15 protein-coding genes are annotated in these 16,542 nt (G+C 43.7%); 10 read left to right on the top strand and 5 right to left on the bottom strand.

Translation table 11 applies throughout. The annotated features are described in order from the left end of the window. The first annotated feature begins 91 nt into the window (after nt 1-91). A complete protein-coding gene (locus DYD21_RS02735; protein ID WP_116031922.1) occupies nt 92-1,099 on the top strand; it encodes a metal-dependent hydrolase in 1,008 nt (335 codons plus the stop codon). Between the two features lie 109 nt (nt 1,100-1,208). Next, nucleotides 1,209-1,379 (top strand): PLDc N-terminal domain-containing protein, encoded by a 171-nt coding sequence (locus DYD21_RS21435; RefSeq protein ID WP_116031919.1) that lies wholly within the window; start codon nt 1,209-1,211, stop codon nt 1,377-1,379. Nucleotides 1,380-1,737: 358 nt separating this feature from the next. On the opposite strand, the gene DYD21_RS02725 is transcribed toward DYD21_RS21435, so the two are convergent. Then, on the bottom strand, nt 1,738-3,054 hold the full coding sequence (locus DYD21_RS02725) for a DEAD/DEAH box helicase (protein WP_158551387.1): 1,317 nt from the start codon (nt 3,052-3,054) through the stop codon (nt 1,738-1,740). 445 nt (nt 3,055-3,499) lie between these two features. Here DYD21_RS02725 and DYD21_RS02720 point away from each other — a divergent pair, with 445 nt between their 5' ends. Continuing rightward, nucleotides 3,500-4,150, top strand: a complete 651-nt coding sequence (locus tag DYD21_RS02720; RefSeq protein WP_116031912.1) for an SOS response-associated peptidase family protein — start codon at nt 3,500-3,502, stop codon at nt 4,148-4,150. On the opposite strand, the gene DYD21_RS02715 is transcribed toward DYD21_RS02720, so the two are convergent. Continuing rightward, nucleotides 4,128-5,096, bottom strand: coding sequence for a mechanosensitive ion channel family protein (locus tag DYD21_RS02715; protein ID WP_116031908.1), 969 nt, complete (start codon nt 5,094-5,096; stop codon nt 4,128-4,130). The two genes, DYD21_RS02720 and DYD21_RS02715, sit on opposite strands and share 23 nt — an antisense overlap. Nucleotides 5,097-5,232: 136 nt before the next feature. Here DYD21_RS02715 and secG point away from each other — a divergent pair, with 136 nt between their 5' ends. Then, complete coding sequence (secG, locus tag DYD21_RS02710) at nt 5,233-5,610, top strand: preprotein translocase subunit SecG (RefSeq protein ID WP_116031904.1); 378 nt, start codon at nt 5,233-5,235, stop codon at nt 5,608-5,610. 118 nt (nt 5,611-5,728) lie between these two features. Here secG and DYD21_RS02705 read toward each other — a convergent pair whose 3' ends face one another. Beyond that, entirely contained in the window at nt 5,729-6,322 is a 594-nt protein-coding gene (locus tag DYD21_RS02705) for a class I SAM-dependent methyltransferase (RefSeq protein WP_116031901.1), read from the bottom strand. A gap of 15 nt (nt 6,323-6,337) precedes the next feature. After that, the gene (gene uvrB, locus DYD21_RS02700) at nt 6,338-8,386 is read right to left on the bottom strand and encodes an excinuclease ABC subunit UvrB (protein ID WP_116031897.1); all 2,049 of its coding nucleotides are present in this window, start codon (nt 8,384-8,386) and stop codon (nt 6,338-6,340) included. A gap of 258 nt (nt 8,387-8,644) precedes the next feature. Between uvrB and DYD21_RS02695 the strand changes: the two genes are divergently transcribed. The 6 genes from DYD21_RS02695 (at nt 8,645) to hemW (ending at nt 14,664) form a co-directional block, all read left to right on the top strand. Continuing rightward, nucleotides 8,645-9,808, top strand: a complete 1,164-nt coding sequence (locus DYD21_RS02695) for an acyl-CoA dehydrogenase (RefSeq protein ID WP_199535450.1) — start codon at nt 8,645-8,647, stop codon at nt 9,806-9,808. Nucleotides 9,809-10,113: 305 nt separating this feature from the next. Continuing rightward, nucleotides 10,114-11,373: a PAS domain S-box protein gene (locus DYD21_RS02690; protein ID WP_116031894.1), complete on the top strand. Its 1,260-nt coding sequence runs from the start codon at nt 10,114-10,116 to the stop codon at nt 11,371-11,373. A gap of 196 nt (nt 11,374-11,569) precedes the next feature. Then, complete coding sequence (locus tag DYD21_RS02685; protein ID WP_116033432.1) at nt 11,570-12,001, top strand: SufE family protein; 432 nt, start codon at nt 11,570-11,572, stop codon at nt 11,999-12,001. A gap of 233 nt (nt 12,002-12,234) precedes the next feature. After that, complete coding sequence (locus tag DYD21_RS02680; protein WP_116031890.1) at nt 12,235-12,852, top strand: thioredoxin domain-containing protein; 618 nt, start codon at nt 12,235-12,237, stop codon at nt 12,850-12,852. A gap of 5 nt (nt 12,853-12,857) precedes the next feature. Beyond that, complete coding sequence (locus DYD21_RS02675) at nt 12,858-13,421, top strand: gamma carbonic anhydrase family protein (protein ID WP_116031887.1); 564 nt, start codon at nt 12,858-12,860, stop codon at nt 13,419-13,421. An 82-nt stretch (nt 13,422-13,503) separates the two neighbouring features. Next, nucleotides 13,504-14,664, top strand: coding sequence for a radical SAM family heme chaperone HemW (gene hemW, locus DYD21_RS02670; protein WP_116031884.1), 1,161 nt, complete (start codon nt 13,504-13,506; stop codon nt 14,662-14,664). 10 nt (nt 14,665-14,674) lie between these two features. Here the strand turns inward: hemW and DYD21_RS02665 are convergent, their stop codons facing one another. Continuing rightward, nucleotides 14,675-16,459, bottom strand: coding sequence for a T9SS type A sorting domain-containing protein (locus DYD21_RS02665; protein ID WP_116031880.1), 1,785 nt, complete (start codon nt 16,457-16,459; stop codon nt 14,675-14,677). Nucleotides 16,460-16,542: the final 83 nt, after the last annotated feature.

Here is a 16,542-nt window from a genome sequence, read left to right as displayed (position 1 = left end):
TTTTGAGGACAGATCAATGTCTGCCAAAAGACGTTGTGGCTTTCATACCAGCTTTAAATAAAAATCTAAAATAACAGATCATTCCTAACAGATGGACCCGTTAACACACGGAGTAGTCGGCGCAATGGCGGCCTACTCAGTTTCGAGCGAAAAAAACAGAAAACCGGCTGTAGTTGCCGGGGCCGGGGCCGCGCTGATTGCCGACGTGGAGACCTTTATCCATCTACCCTCAGATCCTCTTTTCAACCTGGAGGTGCATCGCCAGTTTACCCATGCACTGGTTTTTATTCCTGTAGGGGCCCTGATTGCAGCCGCCCTTTTTTGGTGGGTATTGCGAAGGCACCTCACTTTCCGGGATCTCTATCTCTACTCCCTGGCGGGGTATGCAACGCACTGGTTTATGGATGTGATTACCAGCTACGGAACTGAACTCTTCTGGCCGTTTGTGGATACGCGTTTTGCATGGAATCTTGTCTCTGTAGTTGACCCGGTTTTTTCTGCCGGATTGATTCTTTTCACCGCCCTTGCTATCGGGCTGAACAAAAAATGGCTGATATATGTAGCCTGGGCCTGGATGGCAATCATTCTGGCTGTGGGTTGGATGCAGAACAACCGTGCGGAAGGCGCAATGACTCAGACTGCGGCTGAACGCGGTCACTTCATTGAGCGCTCCGTTGTGAAACCCACCATAGGAAACCAGGTCTTATGGCGCACAACCTACATTTCCGGAGATTCCGTTTTTACGGATGGTGTCCGAACAGGATATTTTTCCGGTATCACCGTTTTCCCCGGAGAGGGTGAACCGCTTGTATTTATTGAAGATGAGTTCAGTGAATTTCAAGGTAGAACTCTCTATTCAGACCTCCAGCGTTTTGAACGACTATCTGAAGCCTACCTCATACGTCACCCGGATAAACCGGATGTGATTGGCGATGCCCGCTATTCTATGCTCCCCACTTCACTGATTCCACTCTGGGGCGTTGAAACTGATACTACCAATACCGATACGCATCTTCCATTTCTCTACTTCAGAGACTCAGGCGAGGAGATACGAACCCGTTTTAGCGGGATGCTTTTCGGACGTGACCTGCCAGAATAACGCGTACATCAAAATTAAGAAGACTCTAACTCGGATCTTACCCGATAAGGCCGGATTTTGCGTAGAGAAATCAAGGACTTTTACAATTTATTTAGAAGGAATCAAATCGATGTCAGCAATCAGTCTTTTACTACTTATCATATGTGTGCTCTCTATATGGGCCACAATTGATCTTTTTATGGAGATCAAAAAGGGAGATAAATTTGAACTTTGGTGGGTATTCGTATTTCTGCTTTTCCCGTTTGTCGGGCCGCTTATCTATTTTCAATACAAGTATTAGTAAATACCGTTACCAAATTTATATCCGGTTCAGAGAGTAATTCCAAATATCCCGACAGTATAAAACGTTTTTTGACCACTGAAAATCCGTTTTAGATCACTTCGCTTTAATACTTCACTGCTCAGTTCGTTTTATAGATATTCTCATGTATTCGGAACTGCATCTCCCTGAGAAACAGTACTTTTACACATCCAATTTAACAATCGAGCATAGGTTACGCTGTTAATCTTCATTCGCCTCATCCATTAAAGTAACCATCCCGGAATTTTTTCAGGTGACTGTTCAATCAAAAATCGACCGGTTCGTAATTTGTGAAATCTGGTGTTTTTAAGAATCGAACTCACGTTCAAAGAATGGTTCAGGAAAAAAGTTTTTTGAAGAAACCAATCACACCGCTTTTTTCTTCTTTTTGCTTTCCTTTGCGGCCGCCGCTGAGTTGATCGAATGTAGGGCGTGGCAGGCCTTCAGGTTCACTTTTTTTATTTCTGCGGGGCGCTTTTTTCTGTTTGCTCTTCGATTTGTCTTTCTTTGATCCCCGGTTGCTTTTACTTCGCGATTTCGTTTTCTCTTTGCCCGATTGCCCGTTGTTTTTTGAACTACTGCGCTGCTCTTTTATCTCATTGGGTACGGGTAGCTCTTTCGGTGCATAACCAAGAGAATTGCAAATTTCTTTTATATCCCCACGGTCTTGCTTGGAAACAAGCGATAAGATTTTGGTGGCTTTCCCATCACCTACCAGCTCAGCCCGGAGCTTATATTCATTAACATCTTCAGGAACATCGTAATTGATTACTTTTGTGGCGTGTTCCAGATCGATGTCATTGGCGGAAAGTTCTCCTACAATCAGGTGCTGAACATTTCCGTCCGTAAACATTCCAAAGCGCTGTTTAAATGTATTCTCATCAACCTTATCATGCACGCTGACAGCCCTGCGGCCGCTTTTCCTCAATATTTTGTAGAGTCTGTCTGCAGTTCGGCGGGAGGCAGCAAAAATCACAACCGTATCTTTTTTATTCTCATCAAGATGAGCCATTAAGATCGAGATTTTTGAACGAGGTGGGACATTGATGTAGTACTGCGTAAGATCTTTCTTGATCACATCTTGTGTTAAATTCCCTTTTTTAGCCTCTGCCTTTTCAGATGGAGTCATTAGCTTAGGATCGGTAAGCAGATTTTCTTCGGCATCGCGAAGTGCCTGGCTGTCTTTTGCGGCGGCCAGAATTTTCTGGCACTTACTGTTGATAATTCTTTTGGAGATAATCTCAACCGGGTCCCAATCCTCAATCTGATCAGCCTGATCCACAATCAGCTTCTCTACCTCACGGAATACCATACGGCCGGTCTCCAGAATATCCGCGAGCCGTTTTGGCGTGGAGATGACGATAACCGGGCCGGCAGAGAGACTTGCCAGATCTTCTTTAGTATCGCCTTCACCCGCCAGGCAGGCACTTTCAATACCCGCATGATAGCCGATGGCCCATACCCACTCATCCAGTTCCTTCGCCCTTTTGGCATCCGAAGCTAAAATGATAGCGCGTGTGCCCTGGCGCCGGTCCGATTTTGAAATTGAATTTAACAGTGACAGTAAATATCCCAGCTCCGGTTTATCTTCGGAGGTGGTATTGATAACTAAATCAGTTCCTGTCTCAACTTCATTAAAAATTTTCTTTTGCAACAATGAGGGGCTTTCAATTTGAACATCTTTTAACCCCTTCAAAATATCAGAACTTAGTCGAAATTGATGAAACGACAACTTTGTACCTCTTTCGTTTAATAATCAATATTTCAATTAACAAAGAACAAGCATATCTAAAAAAGTGTGCCCGATCTGTTCAATGAATAACAGTTCAAAAAACTACTGTTAACATAAAAGAAAGCGTTTTAAATTCCGGTATAATCCGGGCGCCTTAAATAAATGAAACACATTCGTTGAACAGTAACAAGACTCACGTAAAATATATAAACTGTAGCATATATACATACCGATTTAGTAACGGTATTAAAACAGCCTTGGTACACTTTTGAATGGATAAGATTTTTCTGCAATGGAGAATGTGAACGCTTCTTGAAGAGAACTGTTTATAAATGTATATATAGAGATACTTCGAACAAAACTATAAATGCCCGATACACTTATGTCAAACCGAATTGCTTTTTTTGCGGATGGGGAAATCCTGATGGAACACTTTAACCTGGAACCTTCAGGAGAGGTAATATTCGATCCGCATTACAATCTGTCTCGGGGATATCATATCCCGGTTATTACTGCAAAATCTGGCGAAGATGAGTTTGTGATTAAAAGAGTTCGCTGGGGGAAAAGCATGGAAAAGAGCAGTGCGCCACCCGGCATTACAGATCTGGATGAGCTGAAAAAGCTTGAGTCAGATGCAAATGAAAGAGCGCTGATACCTTTGAGTGGATTTTATATCTGGAAGGATGAGAAAAAGAAAGATCATCCATTTTTTGTGCGAAAGATAGATAATACGCTGCTCTATGCAGCCGCCCACATTTTTAAGGGTGATGAAGAACCGTATACAGAAATGTTAATGACCGAATCGAACACGCTCATAAAGCCCATCAGCGAGGCAATGCCTATGATTATGAAACGATCCCTTGGGAAAAAGTGGCTGCAGGGCGTGGACCTGGAAGAGATTGTTGATGAGGTGTCGGCACAATTTATTATAACCGAACTCACCGTTCACAGGGTAACAAAAGAGGTGAAAGACGAATCTAAAAACGATCCTGCTCTTATTCAGCCGATCCCGAAATAGATTGTTCTGATGAATGCTCTAAATCGTCTTTTGCCGGTTTCAGCTTCTCTTTACCCTCGATCTGATTTTGATATATTCGCACCGTTTTATACGCAAAATCAATATCATTTTCATTTGCTACTGCATCCAGAACGTCTTCCCAGATCATCTGATTAATACCGCGCCGGCTTCTTGGATTACTAAGGTGGCGTATCGTCATTTTGATTCCGTCATCCACCACATCCGTATACACAATGGGAGTGAGGTTACGATAGTGGATGAGATATGATTTCGTTGCCCGGCGAATTTGCTGTTCTGCGTCGTTCACGTAATCCTTCAGATGATCGTTTGTAATTTTTTCAATGATTGATTTCGCTTTTCGCCAGTTGGTCTCAAAGGTGAAGATCACCTCGATCTCGTTCCAGATAAATTCAAAGTCACTGGTGTAATTGGCGATCGGGTCCCGAAGCACCAGGTGGTTCGGAATGTGAATCAACCGGCCGGTACTTTGATCGGCGTGTACCCAGTTTCCAATCTCGAGGATCGTGAATTTAAAAAAACGGATATCCACAACGTCTCCTTTATTTTCCCCGATCTGAATACGGTCTCCGACATTGAACGGTTTTCGCCACATCAGAAAAGCCCACCCGGCCATGTCGGTAACAGGATCGCGCAATGCGATTGCTAAACCGGCTGATAGCAGCCCCAGAAACGTTGCAAGTGAACCGATTGCTTCAATCCAGGTTCTGCCAATCAGCAAAAAACCGATGAATACAATTGTGTATGTAACGTTTTTACGCCAGCGATACCGTGTGGATGTATCCTCTGCCTGCCGGTATACAATTCGAACAATTACGAAACGAATCACAATGAGAACCAGGATAATTATAATCGTTTCGATGATGTTACCCATCTGCAGCGGTGTTTGCGATAAAAGCTGCTCTAAATATTGCTGAAAATCATCCATATAGCTGGAATTGGGTGACTGGCGAAGGATTCATTATTTGTGAAATATTCTTTTCGTGAGATACGATTTTTTTAAAAGCTTAAATAGTGATATTTTTATGGTTCTATAGATTGTTCAACAAATTTACAAAAAACCTATGCTTTACGGAATTATCATATCACTGATCACGCTCATCGCAATTTTATTGATTGTAGTTGTATTGCTGCAGCCGGGTCAGAAAGAGGGGCTCACCGGTGGTCTTGCCGCGGGTATGGCCGGTGGTGCTGCAATGGGAGCCAGACGAACCGCAGATTTACTTTCAAAAACCACAACGATTCTTGCAACACTTTTTCTGGCACTGAGTGTCCTTGCAAATTTTGCCATCGATCGCGGAGGATCCGGGCAAAGCACAATCCAGCAGCAGGGAGTACCAGGCCTGCAGCAGGAACAACCTGGCGAAATGAATGATTTTACGGCGCCTTCGCAGTCACAGCCGGCAATTCCTCAGCAGGACGATCCTGACGAAGAGAATTAAGATTTCTACAATCCTATCGGATCGTGAAAGGCAGGAAGCTGTACTAACTATTTTCTACAAAAAAGCCCTGAAAGAATACATTCATTCAGGGCTTTTTTTATGGTGACAGATTCCAGGTTCAGCTTCCCGTTTTACCTGCAGCTGATTCAGCTCCGTTGCTGTTTTTCACTACGTCGTAAATCAGGTAGGGCGGAATATTGAGCATCTCAAATTCGATATCGTAATTGCCAAAAACCTCCATAACCGGTTTTTTCAGGTGCCCGCTGGTTTGATAGGCGATAAATTTTCCCCCATCCTTCAAAATTCGTTTTGTGGCAATTAGAACCGCCCGTTTACGATCTTTTTTGAGAAAGGAGAAGGGAATACCTGAAAGTACATAGTCCACATTTCCGACCTGATCGGGATCCAGAACGGTTTCTACATCACCGGCAAGTACATTGTTGATGGAAACCCTCGGATCTTTAATGGTTTCATTCAGTTCAGTCACAAAATCTTCATTGGCTTCGATAAGTATAAGGCGGCTCCCTTCTGTCATCTTATCCAGAAGATATTTGGTAAACACTCCATTTCCCGGGCCGTATTCAACAAGGGTAAAATCTTGGGAAAAATCGATATGGGTACACACTTTTTTTACGCACCTCATAGAAGTGGGAATAACAGATGCTACGTCGCGATCTTTAATAAAGGTTTTAAAAAAGTCGATTTTACTCATGGGTGTATGTTGGGTTCAGAGTTCTTTTTCAAGTTTTTCAATTTGATCGCGGATGCGGGCAGCTTCTTCGAATTCCATATTCTTCGCTGACTGCAACATCGAGTCACGCAAATAATCGATAAATTTATCCTTGCTTTCAAATGTAACTTCTTTCATTGCAGGATTTGGCTTGTATTGGATGCCATCTTCAGCAACTTTTACAACTTCAAGGTAATCATCATCGGTTTTTACGCCTGAATCGAGATCAAAATCTTTAGTGGAAATAAGAGAAGGATCAACCAGTGGCTTCAGTTCTTTAACGATTGTTTTTGGTGTAATACCATGTTTTTCGTTGTATTCTTTTTGAATCTTTCGCCGGCGATCTGTCTCTTCAACAACTTTTTTGATGCTTTTGGTCATTTTATCAGCATAAAGAATGGCTTTCCCTTTAACATTACGGGCAGCACGACCCACGATCTGAAACAGCGACGTCTCTGATCGGAGGAAACCTTCTTTATCAGCATCCAGGATAGCAACCAGGCTTAATTCCGGGATGTCAATTCCTTCACGGAGCAGGTTAATTCCAACGAGCACGCTAAAATCACCTCGCCGGAACTTGTACAGCACTTCAACCCGCTGCATGGCGTCGAGCTCACTGTGCATATAGGCAGCGCTGATTCCAAGCCCTTTCAGGTATTCGCTGAGTTCTTCACTCAGGCGTTTTGTAAGTGTGATACATAAGACGCGCTCATTCTTTTCTACCCGCTTTTGAATTTCATCTAAAAGATCATCGACCTGGTTTCCAAGCGGACGGACTTCTATTTCGGGTTCCATCAGTCCGGTTGGCCGGATAATTTGTTCTACGTAGACACCATCTGATTGTTCAAGTTCATAATCAGCCGGTGTGGCGCTCACAAAAATAGCTTGTTTGATCATCGATTCCCATTCCTCAAACGTAAGCGGACGGTTGTCGAGTGCGGATGGCAGGCGGAACCCGTGTTCAACAAGCTCAACTTTTCTGGAGCGATCACCGCCGTACATCGCTCCGATCTGCGGTACGGTTTGATGACTCTCATCCACAACCAGCATGAAATCATCCGGAAAATAGTCGAAGAGGCAGTAGGGGCGCTCACCCGGTTTTCGCGCACTCAGGTAGCGGGAATAGTTTTCAATTCCAGAGCAATACCCGATCTCCTGCATCATCTCAATATCAAACGTAGTGCGCTGCTCCAGCCGCTTGGCTTCCAGAAATTTCTGTTCATCTCTCAGGATGTCCACCCGCCAGTACATCTCCTGTCGGATTTGTTCGATCGCATCACTCAGGCGGTCTTTGGACGTTACATAATGAGATGCAGGATAAATTCGAAACTCTTCAACACTGTCCAGAATCTTCCCGGTATCGATATCAAAAACTTCCAGGGTTTCGATTTCATCACCCCACATGGAAATGCGCAGTCCTTCTTCGGAATAAGCGGGGTAAACATCAATCACATCGCCGCGTACGCGGAACGTGCCGCGGGTAAAATCGCGGTCGCTTCGCCTGTAGTGCAGATCCACAAAATCGTAGAGAAGTGTGTTTCTTGGAATCTCCATGCCGGTCTTCAGAGTTACGATCAGTTTTTCATATTCTGATGGAGAGCCGATTCCGTAAATGCAGCTAACCGAGGAGACAATAATCACATCTCTACGGCCGGATAGCAGCGAGCTGGTTGCCCGGAGCCTGAGCCGCTGAATTTCTTCATTAATCGATAAATCTTTCTCAATAAACTTATCCTGGCTCGAAATGTAGGCTTCCGGCTGATAGTAGTCGTAGTATGAGATAAAAAATTCAACCCGGTTTTCAGGGAAGAAATCACTGAATTCACGATAAAGCTGAGCGGCAAGCGTCTTATTGTGGCTCATTACAAGCGTAGGCTTCTGCACGTTTTCAATCACACCTGCGATTGTACGCGTTTTGCCGGAACCGGTTATTCCAAGCAATGTTTGGAATTTATCATCGTGCTCAATGCCCTGGGTGAGCTCTTTGATCGCGTTTGGCTGATCGCCTGCAGGTTCCCAGGGAGAATGAAGTTTGAATTTTGACATATCTTATTAATATAATCATAAGGGTTCCGCTTGTAAACAATGATTGTGTTAAATCAATTCTGCAGAAAACGTTCCGGTCACAGGTAATTTTCGACAGGGCGACTTCATTAAAATTTTGAAACAGGTAATAAAAGCGCTTCCTATTCACTATCTTTGCGACATGTATCGGAAAGAGACTCTGCTCCAAAATCCATACATTCACAGACAGTGAGCTGTACCCGGCTCAAAAAAGAAAATTTTATCAAGCATTAAAAGAATATGACTCTCGAAGACTCAAAAATGCCGCCCCTGACAAAACTCACGGAAGACGAACAGATGCTGAAAGAGGCAGCTGCCGATTTTGCGGATACCATTATTCAGCCGAAAGTTCAGGAGATGGAGGAGAATGCTAAACTTGACCCGGGCCTGATCAAACAGTTTTTTGAAATGGGCCTGATGGGGATTGAAATTCCGGAAAAGTACCAGGGCGGCGGCGGCACTTTTATGATGAGTATTGTTGCCATTGAGCAGATTTCCAGAGTGGATGCATCCGTGGGGGTTTTTATGGATGTTCAGAATACATTGGTGAACAACGCATTTATCCGGTGGGGTTCTGATGAAGTGAAGGAGAAATTTTTACCCCAGCTGGCAACTGAAAAAGTGGGTGCGTACTGCCTGTCGGAAGCCGGTTCAGGAAGCGACGCGTTTGCTCTTAAATGTGCGGCCAAAGAGGACGGTGATGATTACATCCTGAATGGAACCAAGTTATGGATTACAAATGCGAATGAGGCAGATATTTTTCTGGTATTCGCAACTGTTGACTCATCCGCCGGATACAAAGGTATAACCGCATTCATAGTTGAGCGGGATATGGAGGGCTTCTCGGTATCAAAAAAAGAGAACAAGCTTGGAATACGTGCAAGTTCTACCTGTGAAATACTGCTTGAAAATGTTCGCGTGCCGAAAGAGAATATACTTGGAACCGTGGGTAAAGGATATAAAGTAGCCATTGAAACTCTTAATGAGGGTCGGATTGGAATTGGTGCGCAAATGATTGGAATTGCCCAGGCATCGCTCGATGCGGCTATTTCATACACAAAAGAACGAAAACAGTTTGATCAGGCAATTTCAGACTTCCAGGGCGTCCAGTTTCAGCTTGCGAAAATGGCAACTGAACTTGAAATGGCCAGGCTTCTGGTTTACAATGCGGCTCGTTTGAAAGAGGATAATCAACCCTTTTTAAAAGAAGCAGCGATGGCTAAATACTACAGTTCTGAAGTAGCTGAAAATCTAAGTTCAATGGCTGTTGATCTTTTTGGCGGCTACGGGTATGTAAAAGAGTACCCGGTGGAAAAGTATTTTCGTGATTCAAAAATCGGGAAAATTTACGAGGGCACCTCCAATATGCAGCTGAATACGATTGCTAAAATCATATTGCGCTAATCTTTGAATAAAAAATACCGGTAAAAAGTATGCCGGCATTTTTACATTTATGGAGGGTTGATCTTAGTTTCCTTCTCAGAGCTCCCGGTTAAAAAGATTAAAATATCGGGAGAGATTGGATTTTTCATTTTATATCATAGGCTATCTTATTGTTTCTACTAATCTTGTGTAGTAAATATATAATTTCAAAAATTTGAGTAAACACGGAATTATAGCGCAAATCTGTCGTGTTCAGTATGTAGAAAATTGTGCAGGTGACAAGCTATAGCTTCCTGTGAGTTTATTTTTAACCTAAGAAGAGTTTTATGGATCAGCATATTAAAGATGCCATACAGAAATATGCAAAAAATCAAAAATCAGCTGAAGAACTACAGGCTTTATTTGAGGAAATAACAGCAAAAAAAGAACAGGCTGAAAATCATCTGCAGCTACTCGAAAATTCAATTCGAAGTGATTATGACTCAATCTTAATTACAAACTTGAATCTTGAGAAGCCGGGACCTGAGATCGTCTACGTAAATGATGGTTTTACTCGTATGACGGGTTATACTCGTGAAGAGGCAATCGGAAATACACCACGGATGCTGCAAGGTGAAAAAACAGACCGCGCAGTTCTTGATAAGCTGAAAAAGAGACTTAAAGATGGTCAATCCTTTTTTGGGCACACCGTAAATTACAGAAAAGACGGAACTGAATTCATCAACCAGTGGGATATTCATCCGCTAACAAATCGCGATGGCGAAATCACGCACTGGGTATCCTATCAGCACGATATAACAGAGCGAAAACGTTCAGAGAAACGGATCGTGGATACCGAAGTTGAATTTGATAAACTTACGGAAGAATCGAAGAAAACACTTGTTGATCTCGACGAGCAGGGAAATATTGTAACCTCAAATAAAGCGTTTCGTGATCTTACAGGTTTTGATGAAGAAGAGCTGAAGAAGAAAAAAATATGGGAGATTCTTTCGGATGAACTCGTAGAAAATTTTCGCCATAAATTTGATGTATTTAAGCCAAGTGATTTTGATGATCAGACCTACGATCTTGAAATTATCAACAAAAAAGGAACAAATATTGAAGTAGAAGCGAAAGCACGTCTGTTATCAGCAAACGGGCAAAAAATAATTCGGATAGCGTTTCAGAATAAATCACTCCAAAAAAGAATTCTATCCATGCTGTCTGGCAAGGGTGAGGGTATAGAAAGTATGTTTGACCAGGCGCGGGATTTTAGCTACAAACTGGTGCCTGTTGATGAGGGTCAGTTTGAATTTGAATACGTTACGGACAATTTTTCCAAGATTACGGGAATTACAGGTTCCGAGATTAACAAAACAGATCTCACAGACTTTATTCACGAAAGTGATATCGGAAAAGTAATCAACCATTTCAAAGTGGTATTGGATGGAAAACCCAATACGGAGCAATTCCGGATTAAAACCAAAGAGGGCGATTATGTTGAAGTTATTGATTACGCAAAGCCTGATTGGGATGCCGAAAGCACCTCTGTGAAAGCGATTAAAGGGGCAACTTCAACAGAAGTATCTTCTGAAAAACGCGCGTAACCATTAACCAGTTTTCTTATCACAGCATCACCAGAAAGTGCCGGTATAGCCCGGCGTTTTCTGTTTTGGGCTTCCCTGATTTGGCTATTCCTGATCATATCTGAACATACCCTGGTTGAGATCATGGGACAGATTTCCCGTAATATTTTATATCTTCCATAAAGGAATCAATTTTTATCAGTTCAGATTTTTTACAATGACTATAAAGGAAAAGCAGGATCGAATTATCCGGGAATTTCAAGCACTGTCCGACTGGCAGGAACGTTATAAGTACATCATAAAAACAGGTCAAAAACTTTCTCCGCTTGAAGATGAACATAAAATAGAAGAAAACCTTGTGCGTGGATGTCAATCGCAAGTGTGGCTGACTACAGAGCTTGATGAAGGTAAGGTGATTTTCAGGGCTGATAGCGATGCTGCCATTACGAAAGGCCTTGTTGCATTGATGGTTAATTTCTATTCCGGTGAAGAACCCGATACCATATTGGCCACCAATCCTGAGTTCATAAAAAAAATCGGTATGCAGGAGCATCTATCCCCAACACGATCTAATGGCCTTGCATCTATGATTAAACAGATGAAAATTTACGCTATGGCTTACAAGGCGAAATTGGCAAATCAAGCGTAGTGGTGGATCATCGATTAAATGTTATGAAGTCATCGGATGAGTTTATCGAAAAATCGAGTCATTCCGGATCAATATACGATTTGTGTGTGACTCATCCGATGACTTTGAAGGACTGTTAACTTTTAACGCACCTGCAGGTAATTTTCGGGATAAAATCATACCACATCGGCGGTGATATTTACCCGAAATCAGAGTATCTTTAAATCTAATATTTTTTCTAAAAAATCGATTCTATGAATAACAAAAATGTACAAATTGCTCTGTTTGCTGCTTTTCTGCTCATCGCCGGCGGAGCACTTTATTATGGTTTGTCCGGGAATTCCGATAACAGCTCATCTTCTGCTCAAGGGGAGCGAACAGCACAAAAAGTTGAAATATTGAAATACAGCGATTTTCAATGCCCGGCATGCAGAGATTTTGTGCCTTTAGAACAAAGGCTGAAAGATGAGTTCGGCGATATGGTGGAATTTAACTACCGTCACTTTCCGCTGAGCGGATTCCAGTTTAGCCGTCTGGCTGCTCATTCTGCCGAAGCTGCGCGGGAACAAGGACATTTTTACGATATGCACGACCTGATTTTTGAGAACCAGGCGGAGTGGTCGCGAGGTAATGCATGGGAGCTGTTTCAAGGATATGCCGAAGAAATTGGTCTGGATATGGATCAGTTTCGCGAAGATGTAGAGTCAGATGAAATTGCAGAACGTGTGGAATATCAAAGACAGGAAGGACTGCGGAGAACAGTGAATTCAACGCCAACCTTTTTTGTGAACGGACGAAAACTTCAGCAGAACCCTCAAAGCTACGAGCAGTTTAAGTCTATTGTTGAGCTGCAAATGTATCGCACCAACTAAAAAAGATGATCTACCAGTTTTTAGACCGCTCCCCTGAGTATAATGATTCGGTTTTCGTAGCACCCAGTGCCGATATCATTGGTGACGTGAAAATCGGTGCGGATAGTTCCATATGGTTCAACTCAACCATCCGGGGTGATGTTAACTATATCAGGATCGGGGAGCGCACGAACGTTCAGGACAACGCTTCTATTCACGTAATGAACCAGACCGGCCCGACGGTCATTGGTGATGATGTGACCATTGGCCACAATGCGATGGTTCATGGTTGTACAATCCACGATCGGGTACTGATTGGAATTCACGCAACGATACTTGATGAGGCGGTTATTCTATCTGATGTGATCGTTGCCGCAGGAACACTTGTGCCGCCCGGTAAAACACTTGAATCGGGATACCTGTACATGGGTTCACCCGCTAAAAAAGCACGGAAATTAACGGATGAGGAGATGAAGTCGATCAAAACATCCGCAGAAAATTATGTGAAATATCAGCGAACATACCGGCAGGTGGATACCTACGAATCGAATCCATTTTACACACCTGAAGAGAAGGCCGATTCAAAATAGATGGCGTAAACATCCTGAGGTCATCAGCGGATGTTGAACCTGCCTGACTAAGTGATCCATTTCAAATCTCATTCAAATCGGTATGGCTGGAATCTATCTGCATATTCCGTTCTGTAAACAGGCGTGCAGCTACTGCAATTTTTACTTTCTTACCCGCGATCAGCTCCGCCAGCCGTTTGTAGATGCACTGATTGAAGAGATCAAATCTTATCGGGATAAACCATTTTCCGCACAAAAAATCCGAACTATTTACTTTGGCGGCGGCACCCCATCACTCCTCACTTCAGCGCAGCTCAGCGATATTCTCACTGTTTTGGATGATGTTTTTGATGTTGAGTCTGACGAAACGACCATCGAAATGAACCCGGATGACGTTTCGAAGGAATATCTGCATCAACTGAAAAATCTTGGGTTTACCAGGGTAAGCATGGGCGTGCAGTCTTTTGATCCAGATCTGCTTTCATTCATGAACCGCGCCCATACAAAGGACGAGGCTGTACGTGCGCTGGAATTGATCCGCGAAACCGGGTTCTCATCATTTACGGCAGATCTTATTTATGGCAACCCCGGTCAGAGCCTGCAGGCTTTGGAGAAAGACATTGACCGGCTGCTAAGTTTCGATCCGCCGCACATTTCAGCTTACTCCCTCACAATTGAACCGAAAACAAGACTTGGGAAACAGGTGGAACTGGGACGAATTCAGCCCCCGGAAGATGATACTGTAGAAGCTCATTTTACGCTTGTGCAGGATAAACTGAGGATGGCCGGGCTTCAGCGCTACGAAGTCAGCAATTTTTCCAAACCGGGAAAAGAGGCAGTTCACAACAGTAACTACTGGAAACATGTGAACTATCTTGGGCTGGGCCCGTCTGCTCACTCTCTGCTTTGGAATAAAAATGGTGCCCGGCGCTGGAGAAATCGACCGGATATCAAACCGTACCTGGAAAAGAATTGGGATTCACTTCAGGATGAAGTGGAAGATCTGACTCTCACCACCCTGGCAGAAGAACGATTAATGCTTGGGCTGCGAACCGTATCAGGTATCACGACGGAAGAGCTGAGTGGGAAATATGGTTATAAGCTGAATGATCGTCAGCGGGACTGGCTGAGAATTCAGGAAGAGCGAAACTGCGTATTCATGCAGAAAATTGATAACGAACAATCGGAGCTTCGTTTAACTGAAAAGGGACTTAAACTTGCGGATTATATCGTACTTGAGCTGATCTCAAGAGGGGAGAATTGAGAAATCCGGTTTATTTGATTAGCAGCATTTTATTTGTAGTAATATCACTATCCGTAATCAGGCGATAAAAATAAACGCCCGAAGCAAGGCCTGAGCCGTTAAAATCAGCCTGGTGAACACCTTCATCCAGGGTTCTGTCAAGTAGAGTAGAAACCCGTCGGCCAAGAGAATCAAATACATCAAGCCGAACTTTTTGCTCTGAAAGCAGTGAAAATTCGATCGTTGTTGCTGTGCGGAACGGGTTTGGGTAGTTATTTGCAAGCAGAGACTGCTGAGGGAGAGCTGAGCGGACTTCAACGGTATAGTCGGCCGTGCGGGTGCGGTTCGTGTTCACGACGGATATATAAAGATCTGACAGATCACTCCAGTTCCAGCCGGTAACAAGCTCGAGGTTTGTTGGTGTGCTTTGATTGCTCTGGGTAGCTATTCGCTTTTCGGATGAACCATCGTGAAAAATACCGATCACGCCCACACCAACTCCGGGCGTGGGGGAATTTAACAGAATTTGCGGTGATCCAAGGGCGGGTCCGGAAGCGGACGCATGGAAATAATGGGCGCCCAGGGATCGAAGTGAGGTATTTGATGCACTGTCGGGTATGGCAGATAGTTCAGATTGTATGAACGGAATAGGATAATTCACCCTGTCTTCAAAACCGAAATTAGCACCGCCAAAACGCTGACCGGATCCCAGATGCCACGTTAAGTTTTGGAGATGATTAGATTCAAACGTTTCGCCGCGGGAACCAAGCTGAAGTTCGATAGCATCCGTAAAGAGAATTTCAGGCTGATGGGCCACATCATCCCAGACATCCACCCAGAAATCCATGCCAAATTTTTCAGCAAAAAAGAGCATCCAGGTTACGTGCCAGTAGGCGCCGGGAGTTGGGTCTTGTGGATTTCCAAAAATAGAATTGTTGCTCGGCTGATCAGAATTAAAGGAGAATCGGATATAGTTGTAGTAGTCATTTACATCTTCAAAAACAATCTCTTCCATCATGGTGGCATCCATTTCTATCCAGTTGAAAGATCCGGCACTGCCTCTCCATCGGTTTGCTGCATACTGGATGGCATGTTTGATTTCGTGGGCAATAGTGGCATACAGTGCGCCGATCCGGTTGCCAAGGGGGTGCGTATTCAACGGAAATCCGTTAAAGTTGGAATGAAGGGTGATATATGATGTGGAGCCAGACCGTGTTGTCGTTCCGTAAAAACCAAAATTTTGAAAATCAATTTCGTAGGGAGAGCTGAGTATAAAATCGGTAAAACCGAGCTGTTCTACCTGGTGCCTGTAGGATGAATCAGCGGCAAAAGCGGCATGCCATATATAATCGGGGATGTTTTCGTCCACGGCTTCCTGCAATGTCTGTTCAGCAGGAACAGCATCCGTGCCGGTGGTATCGTAATAGAGAATGAACTTACCAGATGGTGTGACATAACTGAACTCCGTTGCCGTTCGGGAGTGATAGGTGAGTTCTTCAATTTCTGCAATAGTGGCTGAAGAGAGTTCAGGTTTCACCTCGTTATAGTGCTGATAAAATGGCACCATGCATTTTATTGGCGAACCTCCATCAGCGGGTGTAAATGCGTCATTCAGTCGTTCGGGGCTATAGCCTGCGTAAAACATCTGCAGTACCGATTCATCCTTACTGATTTCACCGGCTGATTCTGCTGCACGAATCTGATCCAACACCGGGTGGCCTGAGTGAAAGGCACTCTGCTGACCGGATGCACGATCGGTAAAGATCATCACTGAGATCAAAACCAATAGAATGGAAAGTGCGGGAAATCTAAACAAAGGGATATTTTTGGGTACGAAAAGGGTTAAAAAGATCGTAATTTAACGGGTTAGCAAAAAATAACGGATCAATAAAGTTTATC

The organism is Rhodohalobacter sp. SW132 (genome assembly GCF_003390325.1).
Classification (GTDB): domain Bacteria; phylum Bacteroidota; class Rhodothermia; order Balneolales; family Balneolaceae; genus SW132.
Note: the sequence above shows the minus strand (reverse complement) of the source record. Positions and strands in the feature narration are given on the sequence as shown.

Excerpts from the sequence above, each read along its gene's own strand:
- DYD21_RS02675 (WP_116031887.1), top strand. The coding sequence starts at position 12,858 with ATGATCTACCAGTTTTTAGACCGCTCCCCTGAGTATAATGATTCGGTT.
- hemW (WP_116031884.1), top strand. The coding sequence starts at position 13,504 with ATGGCTGGAATCTATCTGCATATTCCGTTCTGTAAACAGGCGTGCAGC.
- DYD21_RS21435 (WP_116031919.1), top strand. The coding sequence starts at position 1,209 with ATGTCAGCAATCAGTCTTTTACTACTTATCATATGTGTGCTCTCTATA.
- uvrB (WP_116031897.1), bottom strand. The coding sequence starts at position 8,386 with ATGTCAAAATTCAAACTTCATTCTCCCTGGGAACCTGCAGGCGATCAG.
- DYD21_RS02695 (WP_199535450.1), top strand. The coding sequence starts at position 8,645 with ATGACTCTCGAAGACTCAAAAATGCCGCCCCTGACAAAACTCACGGAA.
- DYD21_RS02735 (WP_116031922.1), top strand. The coding sequence starts at position 92 with ATGGACCCGTTAACACACGGAGTAGTCGGCGCAATGGCGGCCTACTCA.
- DYD21_RS02715 (WP_116031908.1), bottom strand. The coding sequence starts at position 5,096 with ATGGATGATTTTCAGCAATATTTAGAGCAGCTTTTATCGCAAACACCG.
- DYD21_RS02720 (WP_116031912.1), top strand. The coding sequence starts at position 3,500 with ATGCCCGATACACTTATGTCAAACCGAATTGCTTTTTTTGCGGATGGG.
- DYD21_RS02685 (WP_116033432.1), top strand. The coding sequence starts at position 11,570 with ATGACTATAAAGGAAAAGCAGGATCGAATTATCCGGGAATTTCAAGCA.
- DYD21_RS02705 (WP_116031901.1), bottom strand. The coding sequence starts at position 6,322 with ATGAGTAAAATCGACTTTTTTAAAACCTTTATTAAAGATCGCGACGTA.
- DYD21_RS02680 (WP_116031890.1), top strand. The coding sequence starts at position 12,235 with ATGAATAACAAAAATGTACAAATTGCTCTGTTTGCTGCTTTTCTGCTC.
- secG (WP_116031904.1), top strand. The coding sequence starts at position 5,233 with ATGCTTTACGGAATTATCATATCACTGATCACGCTCATCGCAATTTTA.
- DYD21_RS02690 (WP_116031894.1), top strand. The coding sequence starts at position 10,114 with ATGGATCAGCATATTAAAGATGCCATACAGAAATATGCAAAAAATCAA.